The 20,974-nt window shown below is 53.3% G+C and carries 7 protein-coding genes; 6 read left to right on the top strand and 1 reads right to left on the bottom strand.

Going from position 1 to position 20,974, the window contains the following annotated elements:
• Positions 1–26 precede the first annotated feature (26 nt).
• The 6 genes from ACEW72_RS07815 to ACEW72_RS07790 all read left to right on the top strand — a co-directional run bounded on the left by ACEW72_RS07815 (position 27) and on the right by ACEW72_RS07790 (position 18,641).
• Positions 27–1,802: a DUF2341 domain-containing protein gene (locus tag ACEW72_RS07815; RefSeq protein ID WP_373475821.1), complete on the top strand. Its 1,776-nt coding sequence runs from the start codon at positions 27–29 to the stop codon at positions 1,800–1,802.
• A gap of 14 nt (positions 1,803–1,816) precedes the next feature.
• Positions 1,817–2,224, top strand: coding sequence for an ExbD/TolR family protein (locus ACEW72_RS07810; RefSeq protein ID WP_373475820.1), 408 nt, complete (start codon positions 1,817–1,819; stop codon positions 2,222–2,224).
• Between the two features lie 16 nt (positions 2,225–2,240).
• Positions 2,241–2,954 (top strand): energy transducer TonB, encoded by a 714-nt coding sequence (locus ACEW72_RS07805; protein ID WP_373475819.1) that lies wholly within the window; start codon positions 2,241–2,243, stop codon positions 2,952–2,954.
• Between the two features lie 46 nt (positions 2,955–3,000).
• Complete coding sequence (locus ACEW72_RS07800) at positions 3,001–4,737, top strand: putative porin (protein WP_373475818.1); 1,737 nt, start codon at positions 3,001–3,003, stop codon at positions 4,735–4,737.
• A gap of 110 nt (positions 4,738–4,847) precedes the next feature.
• A complete protein-coding gene (locus ACEW72_RS07795; protein ID WP_373475817.1) occupies positions 4,848–18,014 on the top strand; it encodes a filamentous haemagglutinin family protein in 13,167 nt (4,388 codons plus the stop codon).
• Between the two features lie 93 nt (positions 18,015–18,107).
• Positions 18,108–18,641, top strand: coding sequence for a TIGR02281 family clan AA aspartic protease (locus ACEW72_RS07790; protein WP_373475816.1), 534 nt, complete (start codon positions 18,108–18,110; stop codon positions 18,639–18,641).
• Between the two features lie 70 nt (positions 18,642–18,711).
• On the opposite strand, the gene ACEW72_RS07785 is transcribed toward ACEW72_RS07790, so the two are convergent.
• A complete protein-coding gene (locus tag ACEW72_RS07785; RefSeq protein ID WP_373475815.1) occupies positions 18,712–20,712 on the bottom strand; it encodes a substrate-binding domain-containing protein in 2,001 nt (666 codons plus the stop codon).
• Between the last annotated feature and the right edge of the window lie 262 nt (positions 20,713–20,974).

Here is a 20,974-nt window from a genome sequence, read left to right as displayed (position 1 = left end):
AATGTCTTCGGTTCAGGAAATTTAATATGATACGCCAACTCTTAGTACTTATTGTCTCTTTGATCGTATTCACTTTACCGGCACATGCTGCTACAGGTTGGTGGAATGAGGATTGGGATTATCGTAAGGCTGTTACGGTAGATACCACTGCAACTGGTGTGAATGTGAGTGGTCCGGTCGGGCGGACGGTTGTGCTTGTGCGTCTGCACAGCGGCAATTTCACATTTACCGAGGCACTTGAAAATGGGGCCGACATTCGTATCGTCGACACCGACGACAAAACGCCATTGCCTTATCATATCGAGAGCTTTGACGCCAAGACAGGCATCGCGACAATCTGGGTGTCGGTGCCAGCATTGAACGGTGGCGAGAAAAAGCAGCTATGGCTGTATTTCGGTAATGCAAATGCGAAAGTCGGCGAAGATGTCGCCGGCAGTTTTGACGCCGATTATATGGCAGCGTACCATTTTAGCGAAGGCCCAGGCGTAGCGCCTGCGGACAAGACCGCAAATGCAAACGCCGCCCAGACGGCTCCTCCCGGAGTGAATGACAATGGAATCATTGGTCGCAGCGCACGGTTTCCAGGACAGGGCGCGATCACCATTCCGGCGTCGCCCTCACTCGCTATGGCCGCCGGCGCACCATTTACGTTCAGCGCTTGGGTAAAGCCTGATCAGCTTACGGGCAATCAGGCCATTTTTGCACGGGGACCGATGGTTATCGGTATCAACGGGGGTGCGCCTTATGTCGCGTTGGGCGGGGCGTCAACGCAGGCGAGTTCAGCGGTAAAGCAAGCCGATTGGAGCCATATTGGTGTTGTCGCGGACGGCACGACGATCAAGATTTATGTCAACGGGATAGAAGCAGGGGCGGCGACCGCCGCGCTTCCAGCAATTGACGGTCCGATCCTGATCGGTGGAGCCGAAGGCGCGCCCTTTGGTGGTGAAATTGACGAAGTGCGTCTTTCGAAAGTGGCCCGTCCCGCAGCGATGATGTTGGCGATGGCCAGCGCAGAGGGGCCAACAGGCAAGCTGGTCAGCGTATCGGAATCGAACGAGAAACAGGGCAGCGGTGGCGGTGTACTGGGCTTCATTCTTGGTAAGATACACGCCCTTGACGCATTCATCATCGGTCTTTGCATGCTGCTATTGGGTGCTGCAATTTGGCTGATGTTCACCAAGATCCGTGATCTGAACAAGGCGGATCGCACGAACGCTGTGTTCAAAAAACGCTTTATGGACATGCATGAAGAATTGGTGCCGGTTGCGGACATCAAAGGTATCGACCCGGCTGAAGTCGCTTATATCAAAGCATCCCCACTTGGGCGCTTGTACGAAACGGGTATCGACGAGTTACTTCTTCGTCAGAAAAACAGGGGAGTAAGGCCACTGTCCGGCGAAGCCGTAGAAGCCATGCGCGCAGCCGTGGACGCCATTGTTGTAGATGAAAATCAGAAGATGGACAAATGGATGGTCATTTTGACGATCGCCATTTCCGGTGGCCCATTCATCGGACTGCTCGGTACTGTGATCGGGGTTATGAGTACTTTTGGCGGCGTGGCTATGGCTGGCGATGTCAATGTCAACGCAATCGCGCCTGGCATTGCAGCCGCCCTGTTGGCAACCATTGCCGGCATGGCCTGCGCCATTCCGTCCTTGTTCGGGTACAATTACATCAACAGCCGGATTTCGTCATCGGCCGATGAAATGCGGGTATTCGTTGACCGCTTGATAACCCGGCTCGCGGAAATGCAGGCCGATGCGGCGGAAACTCCGCCTCCTTACCAAATCGCTGCTGAATAAAGGGAGATCAGACCATGCAAGTCGGTGGCGGCCGCAAGGCCTATGACGAAATCAACATCACGCCAATGCTGGACTTGGCCTATGTGTTGCTGGTTATTTTTATTCTGATGGCGACGGCCTCTGTTCAGGGCATTAAAGTGGATTTGCCCAAGGCAAGTTCCGCAAAAAGCCTGGTGCAACCCAAAACGATTGCGTTGACCGTAAGCAATGACGGCCAGATTTATATGGACGCATTTCCGGTTACAATTCCGGATCTGGAAACACGTTTGCGAAACGCAAAGGCGACCGATCCGGAAGTGCCAATTGTATTGAAGGGCGACCAAACGGCGCAATATGGCAAGATCATGGAAGTCTTGGATTTGTGCCGTCGGCTTGACCTAAGCAAAGTCGGTCTGGTCACTGGCAAGCAAGCCGCGTCGTAGGCGATCGAAATCCATTATGGCACAGGCCCCAGCTTTTCAGGAACCAAATTCAAACGGTCCCAAAACCTATCTGGCGATGGTGCTGGGTGTTTGTGCGCTATTGGGCTTGATCTGGTTTATATATACTTCGTGGAATTCGGTATCGGGTGTTGCGGTTGAACAAACACCGCCGACGGCAATCGATATGCTGCCTCCTCCTCCTCCTCCGCCGCCACCGCCGGAACCAGAAGAAAAGCCGCCCGAGCCTACCGATAAACCGGACCCGACACCTGTACCCACACCCACGCCGACGCCAGATCAGCCGACACCTGCGCCAATGCAGATTGATGGTCCGGCACAGTCGGGTTCTGACTCATTTGGACTGACATCGGGCAGTGGTGGCGGCATGGGTGCGCCGTCTAGCAAAGGCACTTGCATCGGTGCGAATTGTGGGGGGGCACCCAAAGCGGCCTTAGGCGCTGACCGATTTTGGGGTCGTAATATTGCGAACGCTCTCGAAAACCATGTTGAGAACAGCAAAAAAGTAAATGTCGATTCATTTGTAGGTGAATTCGATGTCTGGGTCAGTTCTTCCGGTGTTCTGACACGCGCGAAGCTTGCACGATCAAGTGGCAACGCGAAGCTCGACCAAACGGTGCTGGGTCTGCTCCAGACCGCCCGCGGATTGAAGCCTCCACCTGAATCGTTGCGAATGCCGCAACGCGTTAAAGTGGGACGCAAGCGGTTCTGAAATTAATCGGTTCGAAGCCGAATGTTAAATCAAAAAGGAAAGTAAAATGGGATTGAACACAAACATTTCGACTTTGGGTCGGCACTTGCGAAAGGCTGTACTTGCGTCGGTTTTGTTGATGCCGCTTCCAGCATTGGCGCAAGCTGAGGCACCGTCGGAAAGTGCGATGGTCAATCTTGTCCGTGCTTTGGTCAAGCAAGGCGCTTTGGATGCCGATGTGGGAACCGCGCTGATCCAGCAAGCCGAGGCTGAAGCCGCACAGGCGCGCGCAGCTAACCAGCGGAACGTCTCTAGCGAATTGCCACCCGCACCCAATGGAGCCATTCGCGTACCTTATATTCCCGAAACTGTTCGGGCACAAATCAAGGACGAGCTTCGCAACGAAGTAATGAAAGAAGCGCGCGTCGAACGTTGGGCCGCTCCAGACCAGGCCGCACCAGATTGGACGCGGCGGATTAAAGTGCATGGCGATGTTCGGGTACGTTCACAATCCGAGCTCTATGCGCGGACGAACTCCAATGAAATCATCGATTTCGCGACAATCAACTTGCTAAGCCCTTATGGCATCGATGATCCGCGCCTTTTACTGCCGCTTTTGAACACACGTAATGATCGCTGGAATAACTTGCGCCTTCGCGCGCGCCTTGGGGTTGAGGCTACGATTGCGACAGGCGTGACCGCAGGCATAACAATAGCCACGGGCGAGAATGAAGGCCCGATTTCAACGAACTCATCCTTGGGCGGTGGCTTTTTCAAACGTGATCTATGGCTGGATAAAGCATGGCTGAAGGTAGCGCCCGTATCTTGGGGGAATGTAACTTTTGGACGGTTTGATAACCCATTCAGTTCAAGCGATCTGCTATATGACAAGGACGTCAATCTTGACGGGATTGCGGCGGACATAAATTCAGGAACCATGCTGGGTGAAGATATCAGCATAGCGGCACGCGGAGGTGCCTTCCCGCTTGATTTTGGTGCCCCAAGCACACCATTGTTCGAATTTGACAAGATCGATACGCCCCAAAAATATCTTTTTGCGGGCGAGATCGAAGCATCCGCCAAATTTGGCGATATTTCGGTCAAGCTTGGCGCAGGCTATCATATCTTCAAAAATCTTCAGGGCCAGCTTTCGACGCCTTGCCGGGTTGAAACGGACAGCTTCTGCTCAACCGACTTTTTGCAGCCGATGTTCCTGACCAAAGGCAATACTTTGTCACCGCTTCGTCAAATTGTGACGGTGAACCCAAATGCGGATCTTCCACAATTGGTTGGATATACTTTCAAATATAATATTCTGGACATCAACGCATCAGTAAACGTCCCGATAACGGACAAGATGGACGTAACTTTGGCAGGTAGCTTTGTAAAAAATCTTGGCTTCGATGAAGCCGACGTCTGCCGCAATGGTTTGTTGGGGCGCCCCTATAACAACAATGCTGCTGGTGGTGCGACATTCTGTGCCGCGGTTGATCCAGCCGAGTTTGTTGGAGGTGATACAGGCTATCGCTTCGAGGCTGTCCTGGGCCGTAAAGACATTGAAAAAGCAGGGGAATGGAACGTACTTGCCGGGTATCGCTATCTTGAAAGCGATGCCGTTCTTGATGCTCTAACGGACAGCGATTTTCACCTTGGAGGAACAAATTCCAAGGGGTATTTCGTCGGCGTAAACTACGGTTTATATGATGGCGTGTTCGTTGGAACCCGCTGGATGAGCGCAAATGAAGTCTCTGGTCCGCCCCTTTCAATTGACGTCCTGCAAGTCGATTTGGTTGCCAAGTTTTAGGCCGCAACAAAACGGTCAAAAGAAAGAAACAAATCTAACCTAGCTGTTGAAATTAACCGATTCGTAACTTTTCTCGAAACGGCTTTTTCTAAAAAAATGGGTAATTTGACATGGTTGATTTGAATGTCCGCTTGACGCGGCTTGGGTTTGGTACGCGTTCTATTTTGATGCGTACTGCAAGCGTAGCCGTTCTTGCGACGTTGATTGATCCCACCGCTGCTCATGCTCAGTTGGCGGCTCGTCGGGGTGCTACGGCCACTGCCCCGGTGGTTGCGCCGCGCGCGGTTCCTGGTCAAGTGCGACCCCGTGCCGCAACCGAAGCGCTGGACCGCTCCGTTGCCACGCAAACGCGCGCCGATGATATTCAGCGATTTGTCAAACAGGCACGTGCAGCGGCTGGCGGTGTAGTAGTTCCCGAAGGCTTGCAAGGTCTCGTCATTGCACGCGGGGTCACCCGCGAAGCGCTTGCCGCAGGAGCTTTGCGGGCAGCGCAGGATTCCACAGGTCGCGTCACATGGCAGGGCGCGGGTTTGCCTACCGAAACGGTAACGGGCAGCTCCAGCTTGGTGACCATTGTCCAAAATGAGTCTCGTGCGATTTTGTCCTGGGACCGGTTTGACGTTGGCCGCAACACCACCGTTCAATTCGATCAGGGTAAAAATAAGGATTGGGTCGCGGTCAACCGTGTGGTCGACGCAGCCGCCTCTCCTTCGCAAATCCTTGGCTCTATCAAGGCCGATGGCACGGTTATTGTCTTAAACCGTAACGGCGTTTTGTTCGGCAATGGCGCGCAAGTAAGCGCGAATTCATTGCTGGCCAGTAGTCTGGAAATCGGAAATTTTGTAAAAACAGGGAATGTCATCGCGCCCAACGGCACGATCGAAAACGGGTTTGTCGGACTGACCTTAAGCGAACGCAATATCAGCTTTTTACAAAACGGCTTGCTTCAACCATCAGTAGGTCAGGCCGACCAGGTTCTGGGGTCAACTATTGTATCGTCCGAAGTATCCGGTTTTTATACGTCTTCAAACTTCAGTTCGGCATTCGATGCCAATCCCAATGCAGCAATAACGGTCGAACGCGGTGCGAATATTACCGCTGGAACAGGCGGCTTTGTAATATTGGCGGGTCCGCGCGTATCCAATGACGGATATATATCTGCATCGGAAGGTCAGGTTAGTCTGCAGGCGGGCAGGGCTATCACCGCAACCGCGTCGACTGGAGCCACCGATTCAGTCGATCCTCTGGTTCGCGGCCTAATCCTTCGGACATCCTTTGGTGTAGCAACCGATACGGTAATCAACTCCGGTCTTATTGAAACAACGCGCGGCTACGCTTCCCTTGGCACCGGGTTGACAGGTAACATTACGAACGCGGGGCTTATTGCTGCGACAACCAGTGTCTCCCGGAACGGTAGCATCTCAATATTGGGTGGCAATATTATCCTGTCCGGCGCGGATATCGCGGGTGAGGCAAGCGGACTGGTTATAACCCCTGACAAAAATGGTGAAACTGTCCCGCAAGGAACATCTGCCGAGCCGGCCAATTTCAAAACGTCGCGGATTCAGATTGGCGGCGTATATCTCAATCCATTTGCTGGCGCGTCGTCGCCGCTGGGTGAATTTGGTCCCGCCGCGATAAGCTTTGGAAAAAATTCCCTAATTTATGCACCCAACGCAAATGTCGACGTGGGCGGTGCAGCCGGCCAGACCTTCGTTCGCAGCCGTTTCCAAAGCGTGGATATACCCGATGTATTCGCAGCATTGGCTGCGAGCAGGATCGACATTGCCGACGGTGTTTTGATCGACGTCGGCGGCGTTAAGGACGTATTGCTCGATGCGTCGCGCAACAGTTTGCTGATTGACCCGGTTAAACGGAACGAACTGCGCGACACCCCGAATTACCGCGAAACAAATACAAATGGTGAGTTTACACTCAACGGTACAGCGGTTTATGTCGACCCGAGGATCACAGGAGTTCGCGATGATGGTGTCGCTTATATAGGCTCGCCTCTGATCGAATCGGGTAGCGCCGCAAGCCAAATTGGCGTGACTGCCGCCGAGTTGATGACCAAGGGCGGAAATTTGAGCCTGAATGTCGGGATTTTGGAAACCGCTACATCTTTGGCCGCAACCCCCAAAATTACGATCAGCCGTGGCGCAACACTGGATTTCGAAGGTGGCTGGGTCCGTTATGCCGACGGCATTGTAAGAACCAGCCGCCTTTTGACATCGGACGGCCGGATCATTGACATCGGTCAAGCCGATCCGAATGATGAATTTGTTGCAGTCGGCGACGGCTTTACCGAAGTGCAATCCAAATTCGGAATTTCCCGCACTTATGCCAATTCGATTCTGCAAGGTGGTCGTTTTGAATATGGATATGATGAAGGTCGCGACGCTGGCTCGCTGATTATCAGCGCATCTGCGGCCACTATCAAAGGCACATTGCGCGGCAGTGCCTTTGCCGGTGCCCGGCAAATTCAAAGCGGACGTCGCCCCGGACTATCGTCCACTATTGCGGGAGATTTAAGGCAATTGCAGGCTAATGCCGGCGACCTGCCATCCGGCGGTTACCTGCGCGTAGGGGCTTTTGACCGGACGAACACGAACGAACTAAGTGGTGATATCGTCATCGGGCGCGGGATACTGCCAACGCCAACTGGTTCCATATTGCTTAGCGATGCCGCTTTGTCCGCCGCAGGCCTTTCTGCCATTTCTTTACGCACAAGCGGTGGATTTCTGCTCGAAGCGGGCAGCAATCTGTCACTTGCAAATGGCGGCGTGTTTAGCATTGAGGCTGGGCGCAATATTAGTTTGGATGGCAATATCACCACTGCGTCCGGTTCCATTCGCGCACGTACCACTGATTTTGGAGCCGCAAGTGGCATAAGCCTTGGCAGTGAGGGTTCGGCATTTCGCGACGATGATAATCTAGCCGCCTTCTTCGCTTCAGATCCCATTTTGAACCCGTTCGATATTTTAGTGACCGGAACATTGTCCACAGCGGGCTTGTGGGTAAACGACTTCATCGCCCCGGATAGCCCAGTAGGAAATGCTTGGGTCGATGGCGGTTCGATTAGCCTGACAGTTGCTCCCAGCGTTTTTGCCGGTATCGGAACCACAACCAATAATCTGACAGCCGCAGTGGACCTTTCAGGTAGCATCAGAATCGCACAGAACGCGTTGCTTGATGTCTCATCTGGCGGGTATATCGCATTCGACGGTACGCTGGATCTTACCGCTAAAGGCGGCGATATTGCGCTGATAAATCGCACGCGATATGCTGCTGCGGGGCTGACCGACACCGATACCAGCAACACCGGAAATGCCGATCTGCCACTTGGCGGGACCAACCAGACGGTCGGGTTCACGCCCTATAATATCGGTGAGACGAGCGTCACGCCGTCGCTTGTTCCCGATCGCCTTGTATCGGAAATCAGCTTTGAAGTCGGTTCGCTCAAGGGCTTTGGTTTTGGCGGCGGTGGCACGTTCCAACTTGTTGCACCAGATATCGCAATGGGTTCAACCATTACCGGAAAAGGCCCCCGTATCGGTTTGGATTTCCTGCAGAAAACAGGTTTCGGCACGCTTGATCTGTCGGCGTTCAAATCCCGCATTGTATCCGGGCTTTTCAACAATAATAATAATGGTAATTCGGCATTTCTGGAAACAGAAATATTCCGGATAGGAGCCGGAGAAACCTTAAATTTAACGCAATCTGTTTTGCCATCGTTGCTGGATATAGCAACGATTACGTCTTTGACGGCGCTGGCGACGGGCGGGAATATCGGCTCGATAGTTACCGCGGGCATTCCGGTAGATATATGGGATCAAAAGGCCGCAAATCTCCGACTGGGCGGCTTGACCGAACTTGACGTCGAAGCAGGCGGTTCGATTATCGGCGCAGCAGGTGCCACGATATCTATTCCAAGGCTTTACAATGCCGGAACGATAAGGATCGCAGGCGGTTCGATAGTCCAGAATGATACGCTTGATGAAATTTTAAGCATCGCGTCGCGGGCTTCGCGCGTTGTCGGTGTGCGTGATGCTTCACTTGGCGGCGGTGGTTTTACCGAAATTTTTGGCGGCGCTGTCGCCGGTCAAGCGAATGGCTTTGATGAAAACGCTTTGTCGCTTATCGATGCCTTTCCGAATAGCGCCGGTATCCAGCAAATTACCAATGGACAGCTATTCAGCCTCGTCAATCCGGCTACGGCAGGAAATGATGACGTCAACTTGATATTTACGGGCCGCGTTGATCTGAATGAAGGCATTCATCTGGCATCATCAAGTGTCACCGATCTTTCAGGTACGGCATTATATGATCCACGTGCGCCGTTTCTGGCCAATGGCAGCCAGCAAAGCACCGGTCGTCTGGTTGGCGGGGGGCTGATATCAACCGCGCGTTCTGGTGGCGTTTTCAACGAAACAGGCAATACATCGCCGATCGACCCGAGTAACAAACTATTCGCCGCTGCCGGAGCCGTTATCAATTTGAACGGCAGCAGCGGCCAGTTCGACGAGCGCATTTCCCAAACCAGTTTTGGAGCCGTCGCCCAGTGGAGTGACGCTGGTCGTATCATAATCGGCAACGGCGCATTGCTAACCGGGGCTGAGATTACGGCATTTGGCGGCGATGACGGAGATTCGGATTTAACTAAAACGCGGGCGAATGGCGGGTTTCTTGATTGGGTTGCACCGACTATTCGCCAAAGCGATGACGGGTCTGCAAATGCCGGAAACGCCCTTTTCGCCCAACAGATTATGGACGCCGGTTTCCAGACACTGGTGGCACGCGGCGGCTTTACAACAATCGGTGATGTCACCCTCAATTTGGGCAAGGCATTTATCGCGACCACAGATTTCGTCACCGGAGGCCGTTCGGTTGGCAACTTGGTCATCAATGCGGCTGCGGATTCAAATGCGTCGATACTTGCACCATATATCCGATTTGCGAGCAGCAACCAGATTATTGGCGGGCAAGGTGTCTCAACCGGCGCCGGAAATATCAGTTTCGGCGCTAAGGCAATCGATATCGTCGGTGCTGTCGAATTTAACGTATCGTCCCGGATAGACGGGGTTGACCGGGGAAGCGTCAGCTTTGACGCCTCCGGTGACATCCGATTGATCGGCACAACATTACAAGCCAATTCCGAAGGACAAATTTTACCCGGTCTTTCAGGGCAACTGGTTTCCAATGGCGATCTGTCATTCAAAGCAGCGCAGATTTATGCGACGACGGGTACCGGAAATCTACAACAGCTTATTGAAAATCGCCGCGCCGGTCTTCCGGATAATGCCAATCCATTCACGGTCGCATCCAGCAATGTAAACGGTCTGGTCAAAATAGAAGGGCAGGGCGGTGCAATTCCCGATGCTCCGTATTCGGCTGGAAGCTATCTTCGGATTTTGGGCGCGAATATTGAACAAAACGGTGTTTTAAGGGCACCTTTAGGTTTGCTCGACATCGGTTCGAACTCGTCCACCCCAGTCAGTTCCACGGTCATCGCACCAGCGACGCTTTCTCTAAAATTTGGTGCGGACAGCCTTACGTCGGTTTCGGCCCGGACGAATTTGAACTCCAACGACGCACTCTTAATTCCATACGGAACCACAACAGATACTATCGAATATTTCTTTTCGCCTGGAACTAACGCCGTCTTGACATCCGCGCCAGTTGGCGAATTGCGTCTGGCGGGCAGGGATATCTTGATCGATAGCAATGCGGCTGGCGAAGTGCGCGTCGATGCACGTGGCGGTGGCGATGTTTTTGCCTTCGAATTTATTCCGGGTACCGGTGGTTCGCGCGATGTTCTCGACCGGTTCAACCCCGACATTTTCAGCGGTAATGATGGCTTCCAATTTGCCGATGGCCGCCAAGTCTATGCGTTGCTACCCAAAAACAATGCAACCATCGCGTTGTTTGATCCAATATATTCGGCAGATTATGGCACAACCGCCGGTGGGGATATTTACGGGGCAAATGCGGGACGCAGCGTAACCCTTGATGCAGCTCCAGGAATTGCTGCCGGGGAATATATCTTGTTGCCCGCGCGCTACGCCCTTTTACCCGGTGCACTCAGGATAGTTGAAAACGCCGGCGCAGACGTACCGACGATTGGCACGTCAACGACATTGCTTGACGGCAGCGTCTTGGTCGGCGGCGTCTATTCGACCGCCGGGACCGAGTTTGCCGAATCCCAACGTCGATCATTTACGATCCAGACCAAAGATGTATTCACCAAATTTTCGCGCATCGAAGTCACATCCGGAACGGCATCAGCAATCAAGTTGGCAGAGAGAAGCAACAATGTTGCTCCGCTCCTTCCCCTCGATGCCGCTCGAATTGTTCTTGCGCCACTGACCTCGTTACGGGTCGCCGGTGCATTTGCAACTGCTCCATCCGCGGGTGGTCTGGGCGCACAAGTTGATTTGGGCGGTACGAAAATCCGTATCGCAGCCGCCGGTGCATTGGCGGAGGCCGCAACGCAGGATTATGTGTTGCTGACAACCGATACGCTTGCAAATTTCAACGCGGAAAGCCTGTCTATCGGTGCCATCCGGAACAACAACGCCGATGGAACGACCCGCTTGGACGTTGTTACCAACACGTTATTGGTCGACAACAACGTTAATTTCACAGCTCCCGAATTGTTATTGGCCGTAGGTGGCCCAGGTTCTCTACTAACTATTGAAGATGCGGCAGTGGGCACGACCGGCGCGGTTTTAACCGCTTCGGGTATTTTGAATGACAAGCGGACGGGTGATTATATCATCAACGCCGATGGGCTTGTCGGGTCTTCTTCGGGCAACATAGACCCAACCGGGTCAGGCGCACTGATCCGGCTGGCCAATGGCCCGGAGCGTCTGGTCACCCGTCAAGGCGATTTCATTCTTCGCAATACTTTACTACCTGCGCGGCTTGATATCGGTGCAGGGGCAACATTGGGCGCAGCCTCGATTACGCTGGATACCAGCCGGACATTTGCGATTGATCGAACTGCGAAAATTGGCGCAGCAACCAGCGGTGGCGAATTCACACTTGCGCTGTCTGCCGATGCCCTGCGGATCGGCAGCTTGACATTCCGTCCGGAAATCGAAGCGCAATTTGGCCTTGCAAGCCGGTTAACGTTGCGGTCACCCGATATCATCAATTTCAATCCTGGAACCTACCGTTACAAGGATCTGTCGATTGATGCCGCCGGTATCGGTCTGTCGCAACCCATCCCGCTAAATGCGTTGACCGGCGATGTGGCGATTTTTGCCGATAACGTCACACTGGGTAATTCATCCAAAGACGTCGGGGCGTGCAAAGATGCAGGTGCCCGTCTATGTGGTGCGTTGAGTACTCTCACTATTGATGCGACCGACATCACATTTGGCAGCGGTCAATTCAGAACCTATGGCTTTGACGCCGGCCTTGCAGGAACGGGCGTAACACTTGCCGCGCGTGAGGGGATGTATATCACCGGCGCAGGCGGGTTCAGCTCGGTCAATTTTGACGAAAATCTTGATACGCCGATCAATCTGATAACGCCGTTTATCATTGACCGGTCAAACGTTGCAGATCCGCGGCAAGATTACATCCGCCCTGATTACAGCTTCTCAACTGTCGGTGTGATTAATGTCACAAAGCTTGCCGGAACCGGGTCTGCATTCAAAGGTGACGCCGCACCAGGCGCGCGGATTGCGTTCAATGCCGGTAATGCTTTCAATGGGATAGCATCAGACATTACAATTGACGGGACGATCATTCGCGCATCCGCCGGTACTGTCGATGTCACAGCAGAAGGATCAATATTCCTAAAGGGCGAAGCCTCCATCCAGACACCTGGATATACCCGTACATTTGATGATGGCATCGACAAGACGGTCGTTTCGGCAAATGGAGGCAGGATAAACCTCATCTCGACCGGTGTGGGTACCGTCATAGATACATCCTCGGCAAGTTCGCTTATCGTCGATAATGGCGTCGGTCAGGCGGGGTCATTGAATATTTCGGCGGCCGAAGGCGAGGTTACCTTATTGGCTAATCTGAATTCGGGCATCGCGGCAGGAATCAATCGCAGCGCATCGTTATTCCTCGACGCAGGTCAATCTGCATTCTCGCTGGGCGAGTTCGTCACTAAATTTGGAACCCGTTTCCAGGGCGATATCGCCATTCGATCAGGCTCGGGTAATCTTGACCTTGCAACAGGACAGTCGATCTTTGCAGACAGCGTCAGCCTGACCGCAGACGGTGGCGTCGTCACAATCGCCGGATTGATCGATACTTCAGGCGATGATGTTACCAACATCGCGCTGACCGATCCGCGTTACAAAAATGCGCGGATTGATGGCGGGGACATCTCGATATTCGGCCGCAATGGTGTCGCACTCGCTGCCACCGCTTCGCTTGTGTCAACAACGTCCGGCTATGGCGAACGCGATGCGCGCCAAGCGAGCGGCGGCAATGTTACGATCGGCATTGGCATTCCCGAAACAACCGGAACCGAAGCCTTTTTGTCAATCGCCGATGGCGCGAAGATAAACGTTGGTGCAGCCCGGACCAATGATCGCTTGATCAGCGAATTTGTAACCGATCAGCTGACGCGCATTGAATCAACAATTTACCGGTTGGCTCAGGGCGATCAAGGGGGCTTGGTTTCGTTCCGTGCGCCGCTGCTTTCTGACAACAGCATCAATTTCATTAACAGTGGACAGATTTCAGGTGCACGGGATCTGTCGATCGAGGCGTATCGCACATTCGACCTTGATGCCATTTTCAACAGCGGCGTCTATTCCGGGGTCGGGTTAAGATTGGCATTCCCTGCAGATGTACTCACCCTTGATGCGGGTGAGATCACGCTTGGCAAGTCGAACTTCCTGAGCGACTTTGCGCCCGGTACAATCCCTGAATTCATCCGGAACTTTTCGGTATCCGGTCCAAATGGCGAAGCGCTGGACGATTATCGCTTGCGCCCCGGCGTCGAGTTGAATTCTTTCAACGACGTCCGGTTGCTCAGCAACTGGAACCTCGGTGCCGGGCAGATTGTCAATGCCGACGGCACAGCGGGATATCGGGACGCCATCGCAGCGGGGTTGATAGTCGAATCTCCGCTTGGCAATTACACATCCGGACCGCTAGCCGGACAGCCGCGTTATGAAGTTGTTTTCGGAAAAGAAGCCGAGCTTTTCGAACGGTTTGTCGACATGGCATATCGCGTCAACGGAAATGTTCGCGGCGAGGCACCGGTTATTACCCTGCGTTCCGAGGGCAATCTCGACATCAGGAATAGCGTGAGCGACGGGTTCTTTGCGTTCCATGATGCAACCAATCCCGATTACATCAACTACCAATTGGGTGGCGGAAACCGGACGTATAGCCCCTCACTCAACCTTGTTTGCGGCGTTGGTGAAGCCGCGGCTTGCGGGGACTCGGAACTATTTAGCAATATCACGCCCAGTATTATTGCAGGGCCACCTGCGACACGGGTAACCATTCAGATCGGCATCGCCCAACAGGGATCTGAATCCAGCCCATCTTATGTCAATGCGCCTTATAATCCGTTGGCTAACCAAGTAGCTGCCGGGGGTACCGGCGATCCATTTGGTGTCGCCGAACTGTTTCCTCTGTTTTCGGATGGAACCGCGGCGCATTCGTCGAGCATCAACTTTGTTTCCGGCGCAACAACCGGGTCGGCCAATCCGTTGCAAATCAGCCTGTCACGCACAGGTTCGGTTACGATTTCCGGCGAGACGAGCTATAAGATCGAGGGCACACGCGGCACAGGTAGGTTGGCCGGCGCGTTACAGCTTGGGTTCAACGGCCCTGAAATCGGGAATGTAGATCGCACACTATATTCGCTCGACGAATTGCTCGGTCTGCTGGACAGCGGGACTGACCCTGAATTTAACGCAGATTTTTATACCGTCTTGAACTGGGGTTTAGGAACAACGGGTGCGGCAGCCGAGGCCAGAACACGGGCCCGCAATTATGCGGCATTCCAAAGCGGCAATCAATTCCTGGGACCACGCACTAACCCGACCGGCGTCCAAGCCCGATTGCGTGATGTAGTTGCATTTTTGAGAGATTCCGGATTTGCGGAGGCTTATAGCCGCGGTGTCGAACAAAATCTTCCAGGCTTTGGGTCCGTCGCAAATATCCTGACGCCGACAGTGGCGTTACGGTCCGAAACGGCGTATGTCGGCACTAAGGTGCGAACCGGTGATGGCACGATAAACATAGCCGCAGCCAACAATATCGATCTGCGTAAAACTGTCGGCGCAGTGCTTCGATCGGAGGCACTGAACGCTGTTTCCGCACAAGTGGGCGGAACAGCGGTTTACACTGCCGGTGTCCGTGCATCTGCTGATGATTTGGCCGGGGCAATCCTTCCCGAGCCACAAGCATTCATCACAAATTATGTTCCCGGTCCGTTTAGCGGACTTCGCACCACGCCGGTATTCTCAAAAGACGGTGGCAGCATTTCGTTAAATGCGGGGAATGATGTTCTTGGCCGACGTGACGTCTGGAACGAAATCAACGGCGAAAACGGATCTTTGTTGTCACCTTCGTTGCGCGATGTATCGATCGGCGGAAATGTGCCCACGTTATTTGGCGCAAATTCGCCAAATCAACGCTGGCGCTATGGCTTTGCAACCAACACGAATACAATAGCCTCAATTGCACCGAACTTTTTCACATCGGGCGTTGGCGCGCTGGGCGGTGGAGATGTCAGTATCCATGCGGGTCGCGACCTTTCCGACCTTACGGTTGCACTCAACAATAGCCTTGTAACCGGATCGGTTGATGGAACCCAAACGCTCGTTACCCTCGGCGGCGGTGACCTCGCGATCGTAACCGGTCGAAACATCAATGGCGGCCAGTTCGATATCGCCTCGGGAAGCGCATTTGCACAAGTTGGCGGGAATGTTGATGCTGCCGGTACGACTTCAACACTGGGATCGTTCCAGCTCGACAATCGCAATTTACTGCGCATTCGTATTGCCGATGCGACATTTGATCTGTCAGCGAAAGGTTCGGTCACCATTGGTGGTCTTGGCGCACTCGGAGTTACGGGTACGCAATTGCAGACAGCGCAGTTATCGAATGTAGGATTTTTCTCGTCCATAGCCGGGGCGCGGTTAACCGGATCGGGTGATGTCACGATTGTCGGCAACCGTGTAGACCAGACATTGACCGTGACAAATAATGTATCCGGCTTTGTTTTGCCGCCGTCACTCGCCTTGAATTCAATCAACAGCGACATCATTTTCGGGAATATTGACGGTAGAAACTTGTTTACATCAAACGTCATGTACGCAAGCGAATATGGACAACTGTCGCTGTTCGCCGGCGGAGATATCTCCAATCTCGTTCTGGCAATGAGCGATGCTGTACCTTCCGTTTTCTTTGGCGGTGACACCAATTTGACAACCGGGTTCCCGACATTCCGCAATACAAGCAGCGACAATGAACTCAGACTTCTGCACAATCGCCGGATTACGCATTTATCCGATCCGGAGCCCGCGCGCATTTTCGCAGCTGGAACGATAAACCTTGCCGATATATCCTTGCCGAAACAGGCGCAGATTACCGCAGGCGGTGACATAGTCGACCTTTATTTCCAGGGTCAGAATGTACGCGATAATGACGTAACACGCATCATCGCGGGCCGTGACATAATTGGTTCCACCCTTGTCGGGACCAACCCGATCACAAGTGGCAGGAGCATTGTTAAAGGCAACTCCATCCTTGTCGGCGGGGCAGGCGCATTGTTTGTTGAAGCCGGACGCGATCTCGGTCCGTTTTTGACATCGACCGGAAATGAAGCAGGCGGTATCCGCACGATCGGCAATGAAGCTAACCCTTGGCTTGATCCGCAAGGTGCGGACATTTACGCGTTTTTCGGGGTAGGCAAGGGAATCCAATATGGCGCTTTGCAAAGCACATATCTTGACCCCGCCAATCTTGCCCGGCTCGACGGCGACTTGTTTGAACAAGTCGAAGACGAACTTGGCAATAAATCTGCGGATCGCACCCGCTTTACTTACGCGCCCGTTCTGGCTTCTTGGTTGAAGTCAAACGAGCCGCAAGCTTTTGCCTCGATCTTTGGAACGACTGTTCCGACGAGTGCCGATATTTACGGTCGGTATGCGGACATTTATGCGGCGTTTTCCGCACTCAACCAAATTACCCGCAACCGGTTCTTGATTGACCAGCTCTACTTTGGTGAACTCGCCGCCGCGTCCAATCCGAATAGCGCGTCGTTCAATCAGTTCATTCGGGGATATCGCGCAGTGGAAACATTGTTCCCGGCGCGGTTGGGATATACTGATAACTTGTCGACTTATGAAACCGATCCTTCAACAATCAGCGCCGAACACCCGGCTGGCGTACCGACCAAAATATTGGTCAATGGCCAGCCTCTGGTTGCGACCGCAATCGAAACCGGCAATGTGGATTTACGCCTCGGTACCATCCAGACAGCACGGGGTGGCAACATCACGCTTGTCGGTCCCGGCGGCAATTTCATCGCTGGCTCTGTTGTCCGCACTGAATCGCAACTGACCCGGCGTGGCACGATAACGCGCGGTACCGGCATCATAAATCGCAATGAATTATTGGCCGCCGCCCGCAGGATATCCAGTATCCCGCTTGGTGCAGAAGGTATATTGACCCTGCGCGGTGGCGAAGTGCGTGGCTTTACCGACGGCAGCTTCGTTCTCAACCAAAGCCGATTGTTCACACAGCGCGGGGGCGACATCACTTTGTGGTCATCCAATGGCGATTTGAACGCAGGTCAGGGTCCGAAAAGCTCATCGAACTTCCCGCCCGTCGCGCTGCGGTTTAATCCGAACGGATTTTCCGAAGTCGATAGTGCGGGCAGTGTTTCAGGCGCTGGTATTGCGGCATTCCGTCCTTCGTTGGATATCGAGCCTTCTTCAGTCAGGCTGATCGCACCGGTTGGAACGGTGGACGCTGGCGATGCGGGTGTGCGTGCATCGGGTGATGTTTTTGTTGCCGCCGCGCGGGTGACAAACGCCGACAATTTCAAGGCAGGTGGCGCAGTTTCAGGCGTGCCGAGCTTAGGGACGACGGCCTCGCCGCCGGCTCCTGCAAGCGCCGCATCGGCCATCGCCGCCAATGCGTTCCGGGCAACAGATGCCGCCGGTCAGGGTGCAGATCGCCAATCCCGAATTTTCGTTGACGTTCTTGGCTATCTCGGTGGCAGTGACAAATGCCCTGATGGAACTGAGCCCGACGCGAATGGGCAGTGCGCGCCGGAGTAAAAATCGCGAATAAGTTGCGGCGTTAACGATACTGCATAACCTGGCTTTGGTAATTGCCGCGTTAATCATGCTCCCCTGAATTGGGGGTATGCTATGAGTTTTTGGATGCTTGCTGGCGGGCAGGTGGGCAAATGGGCTTTGCTCGCACTACCTGCATTATCGCCTGTGAATGTTAAACCCGTCGTTGTTCCGTCATCGGTGCCGAGCGCCGCCGTCGCCGTTAGAAATATGGGTTTTGTGGATGTTAGCCCGCGGGCCGTACTCGATACCGGCGAAATCCTGCGTGCACCCGATGGTCTTTTTTACATCAACGCGCGTGTAAACGGCACCCCTGTGCGCTTTTTGGTTGATACAGGGGCATCGACAATTGTGCTCACACAGAACGATGCCGCGCGGGCGGGGGTGTTGCCCGATAATGATGCTTACAATGAAAGCGCTGATACTGCCGGCGGGAAAACTGCGATGGCACGCACAAAGCTTGCGTCTTTGACGGCGGCCGCGACAGAGCGGCGCGATGTTGATGCCGTGATAGCAAGTGAAGGTTTAGGCGTTTCATTGCTAGGTCAAAGCTGGCTTTCGCAGCTCGAGTCGTTGCAAATCAGAGGTGATCGCATGGTGATGCGATAAAATGGTGATGCGATAAAAAAACGGCCCCGGATTGCTCCGGGGCCGAAAGTCTACTTTCGGGGGTCGAAAGTTATGCGCCTTTGGTAGGATCGCAACCTGGGTTGCTCTTCTGATCGGTGGCTTGAACCAGACCATCAACGTCCAGAGCGGTCGTTGGATAGTTATCCTGGATCCAAAGATTCAGAAGGCCGAGTGCTCCTGGACCCTTCTTGAGGAAGGTATCGGTGATGGCGTTCTGCCATCCAGCCGATGGAACCGCGGTGTTCGACTGCGACAAGATACCAATCGAAGTTGCGCCTGGGCCCTTGAACGTGTTGGGGCTTACAAATGTATTCACGCTGCTCTTGGTGATCTTACCAAAAGTCGATGCCATGTACTGAACGATACCAAAACGGTTTGCGTTGTTACCAGGTACCGCCGAGTTGGCAGGCTTGAAGCAGGTGTATGTCAGCATGAATGCCACACCTGTTACTGGATAGCCCTTGGCAGGCGCAGCCAGCGTCGATGTGATTGGCACGTTTGGATTGTACAATGCAGCTGCCCAGTGAAGTGGGTTTGCACGGTTGATCGGCGTGGCTGGGTTGGTTACTGGATCGATGATCAGATATGGATCGGTCGAACCAAGTGTACGTGTATCCAGCAAGCTGTACGCGCCCGAACCAGCAGTTGACTGTGGTGGCAGGATCGTTCCGAATGCAGCCGATGCATTAAGTGAGCTTGGCATAACATAAGATGGCAAGGCACCAGCTTGTACTGCTGCAGAGAACAGATTACGTCCGGCAACAGGCTTCACGAAGTCTGCACCGATGTAACCGAACTTACCGTTCAGCGTGATACCAGCTGTTGTCGAATTGATCATCGCGTTGTTTACAGTTGTTTCGATCGCTTCGGCTACACCTGACGAACCGTCAGAAACCGTGAACAGTCCAGGAGTAGGTGTGTTGGTGAACACGCCGCCAGGTGCAAGTGTTACATCGCAACGTGCAGTTGTCGGGCTTACTTCGCTCCAAAGGCAGATATTGTCGGTTACGCGGTCATAAACCAAACCACCAAGCGACTGAACTGGACCAGAGAAGCGGCTGCTCGATGAGGTCGGAAAGTAGTGGGTGTCAGGACGCAGGTTACGAATGTCGATTGTGCTGGTATTGTTATATGGCAACGATTCAGCATTTCTGTCAAACTTGTTGGTTGTGACGAAAGGATCGCACTGAGCAGCCATTGCGCGTGTGAACACGTCGCTTCCGCCTGAACGGTCGGCACGTCCGATAAGACGGATTGGCGCGCCTTCAGCGGTCCAACGAGCGAGCGTATCATCAGTAGTGTCGTGCAACGATAGGTTGCTGTTCAGTGTCTTCAATGCCGCATCGTTCCAGTTGGTGATTTCACCATTGAAGATTTTGCAATATGCAGAACGGTTCAAACGCAGACCGCCTGATACAACGCCGTTGATCGAAGCAGGAACCTTAACGTTGAACGTCATGTCGGCTGCGCCGTTCTTACCATAAACTGGGTTATAGGCAAAAGCGATTGGAATGACGTAGAAAGGAACCTGGATAGCAGCACCGGCACCGTTGGTTGCATTGCCTGCACCCGCGTTATAGGCTGCGAGATCGCTAACGGAAGTTACAGCTTCCGAAAATGCGAATTGTGTATTGGTCCAAGTGCCGAACGGGTTCTGGTTACCAGCTGCACCGGTCAATGGTGGATTGGTTGCAAAAGTGCGCCAGATCTGACGGCCTCCGCCTGAACCGGTACCGATATATTTGCCTTCAAAAGCCGGCTGTATTTCCTGGGTAGCACAATCACGGGCAGGGTTAGTTGCGGTTGGAGTGGTTGGTGCATAGTTACCGGGCGCGATGGTCAACAACTGGTTAGAGTTGGTGCCATATTGGTTGAGGCCAGCACCTGGGTTACCGATGCAGTTCAGCGAACGAACGACGACGTCACCAACGGTGGTCGCGCCAGCGCCGCGCAATTCGACGGCGGGGATTGCTACCTGTGCATTGGCTGCACTGGCAACAAAGCTTGAAGCGGCACAGGCCACTAAAAGTTGAATGCGTGAGATTTTCATGGAAAAATATTCCTTCGAGTGGTTGAAAATTAGGTCATATTACAAAAAGGAGACTTTGTTCTTGAGCATAAACACTATTGAAATCGCATTTCGACAAAAGAAAAAGTATATTATCAAAGTGCATGATAATATTTAAGTATTGTTGATTTTTGTACTGCCTTGTTACACAAATATGTAATAACATTGAAACATTTGGAAAGTTACAATATGATTATAAATCTGTGTTTCCGAAAATATCAAATATTGCACTAATATTTCAGAA

The organism is Sphingorhabdus sp., assembly GCF_041737645.1.
Taxonomy (GTDB): domain Bacteria; phylum Pseudomonadota; class Alphaproteobacteria; order Sphingomonadales; family Sphingomonadaceae; genus Sphingorhabdus_B.
Note: the sequence above shows the minus strand (reverse complement) of the source record. Positions and strands in the feature narration are given on the sequence as shown.

Coding starts and splice junctions, on each gene's coding strand:
- ACEW72_RS07815 (WP_373475821.1), top strand. CDS start 27: ATGATACGCCAACTCTTAGTACTTATTGTCTCTTTGATCGTATTCACT.
- ACEW72_RS07810 (WP_373475820.1), top strand. CDS start 1,817: ATGCAAGTCGGTGGCGGCCGCAAGGCCTATGACGAAATCAACATCACG.
- ACEW72_RS07805 (WP_373475819.1), top strand. CDS start 2,241: ATGGCACAGGCCCCAGCTTTTCAGGAACCAAATTCAAACGGTCCCAAA.
- ACEW72_RS07800 (WP_373475818.1), top strand. CDS start 3,001: ATGGGATTGAACACAAACATTTCGACTTTGGGTCGGCACTTGCGAAAG.
- ACEW72_RS07795 (WP_373475817.1), top strand. CDS start 4,848: ATGGTTGATTTGAATGTCCGCTTGACGCGGCTTGGGTTTGGTACGCGT.
- ACEW72_RS07790 (WP_373475816.1), top strand. CDS start 18,108: ATGAGTTTTTGGATGCTTGCTGGCGGGCAGGTGGGCAAATGGGCTTTG.
- ACEW72_RS07785 (WP_373475815.1), bottom strand. CDS start 20,712: ATGAAAATCTCACGCATTCAACTTTTAGTGGCCTGTGCCGCTTCAAGC.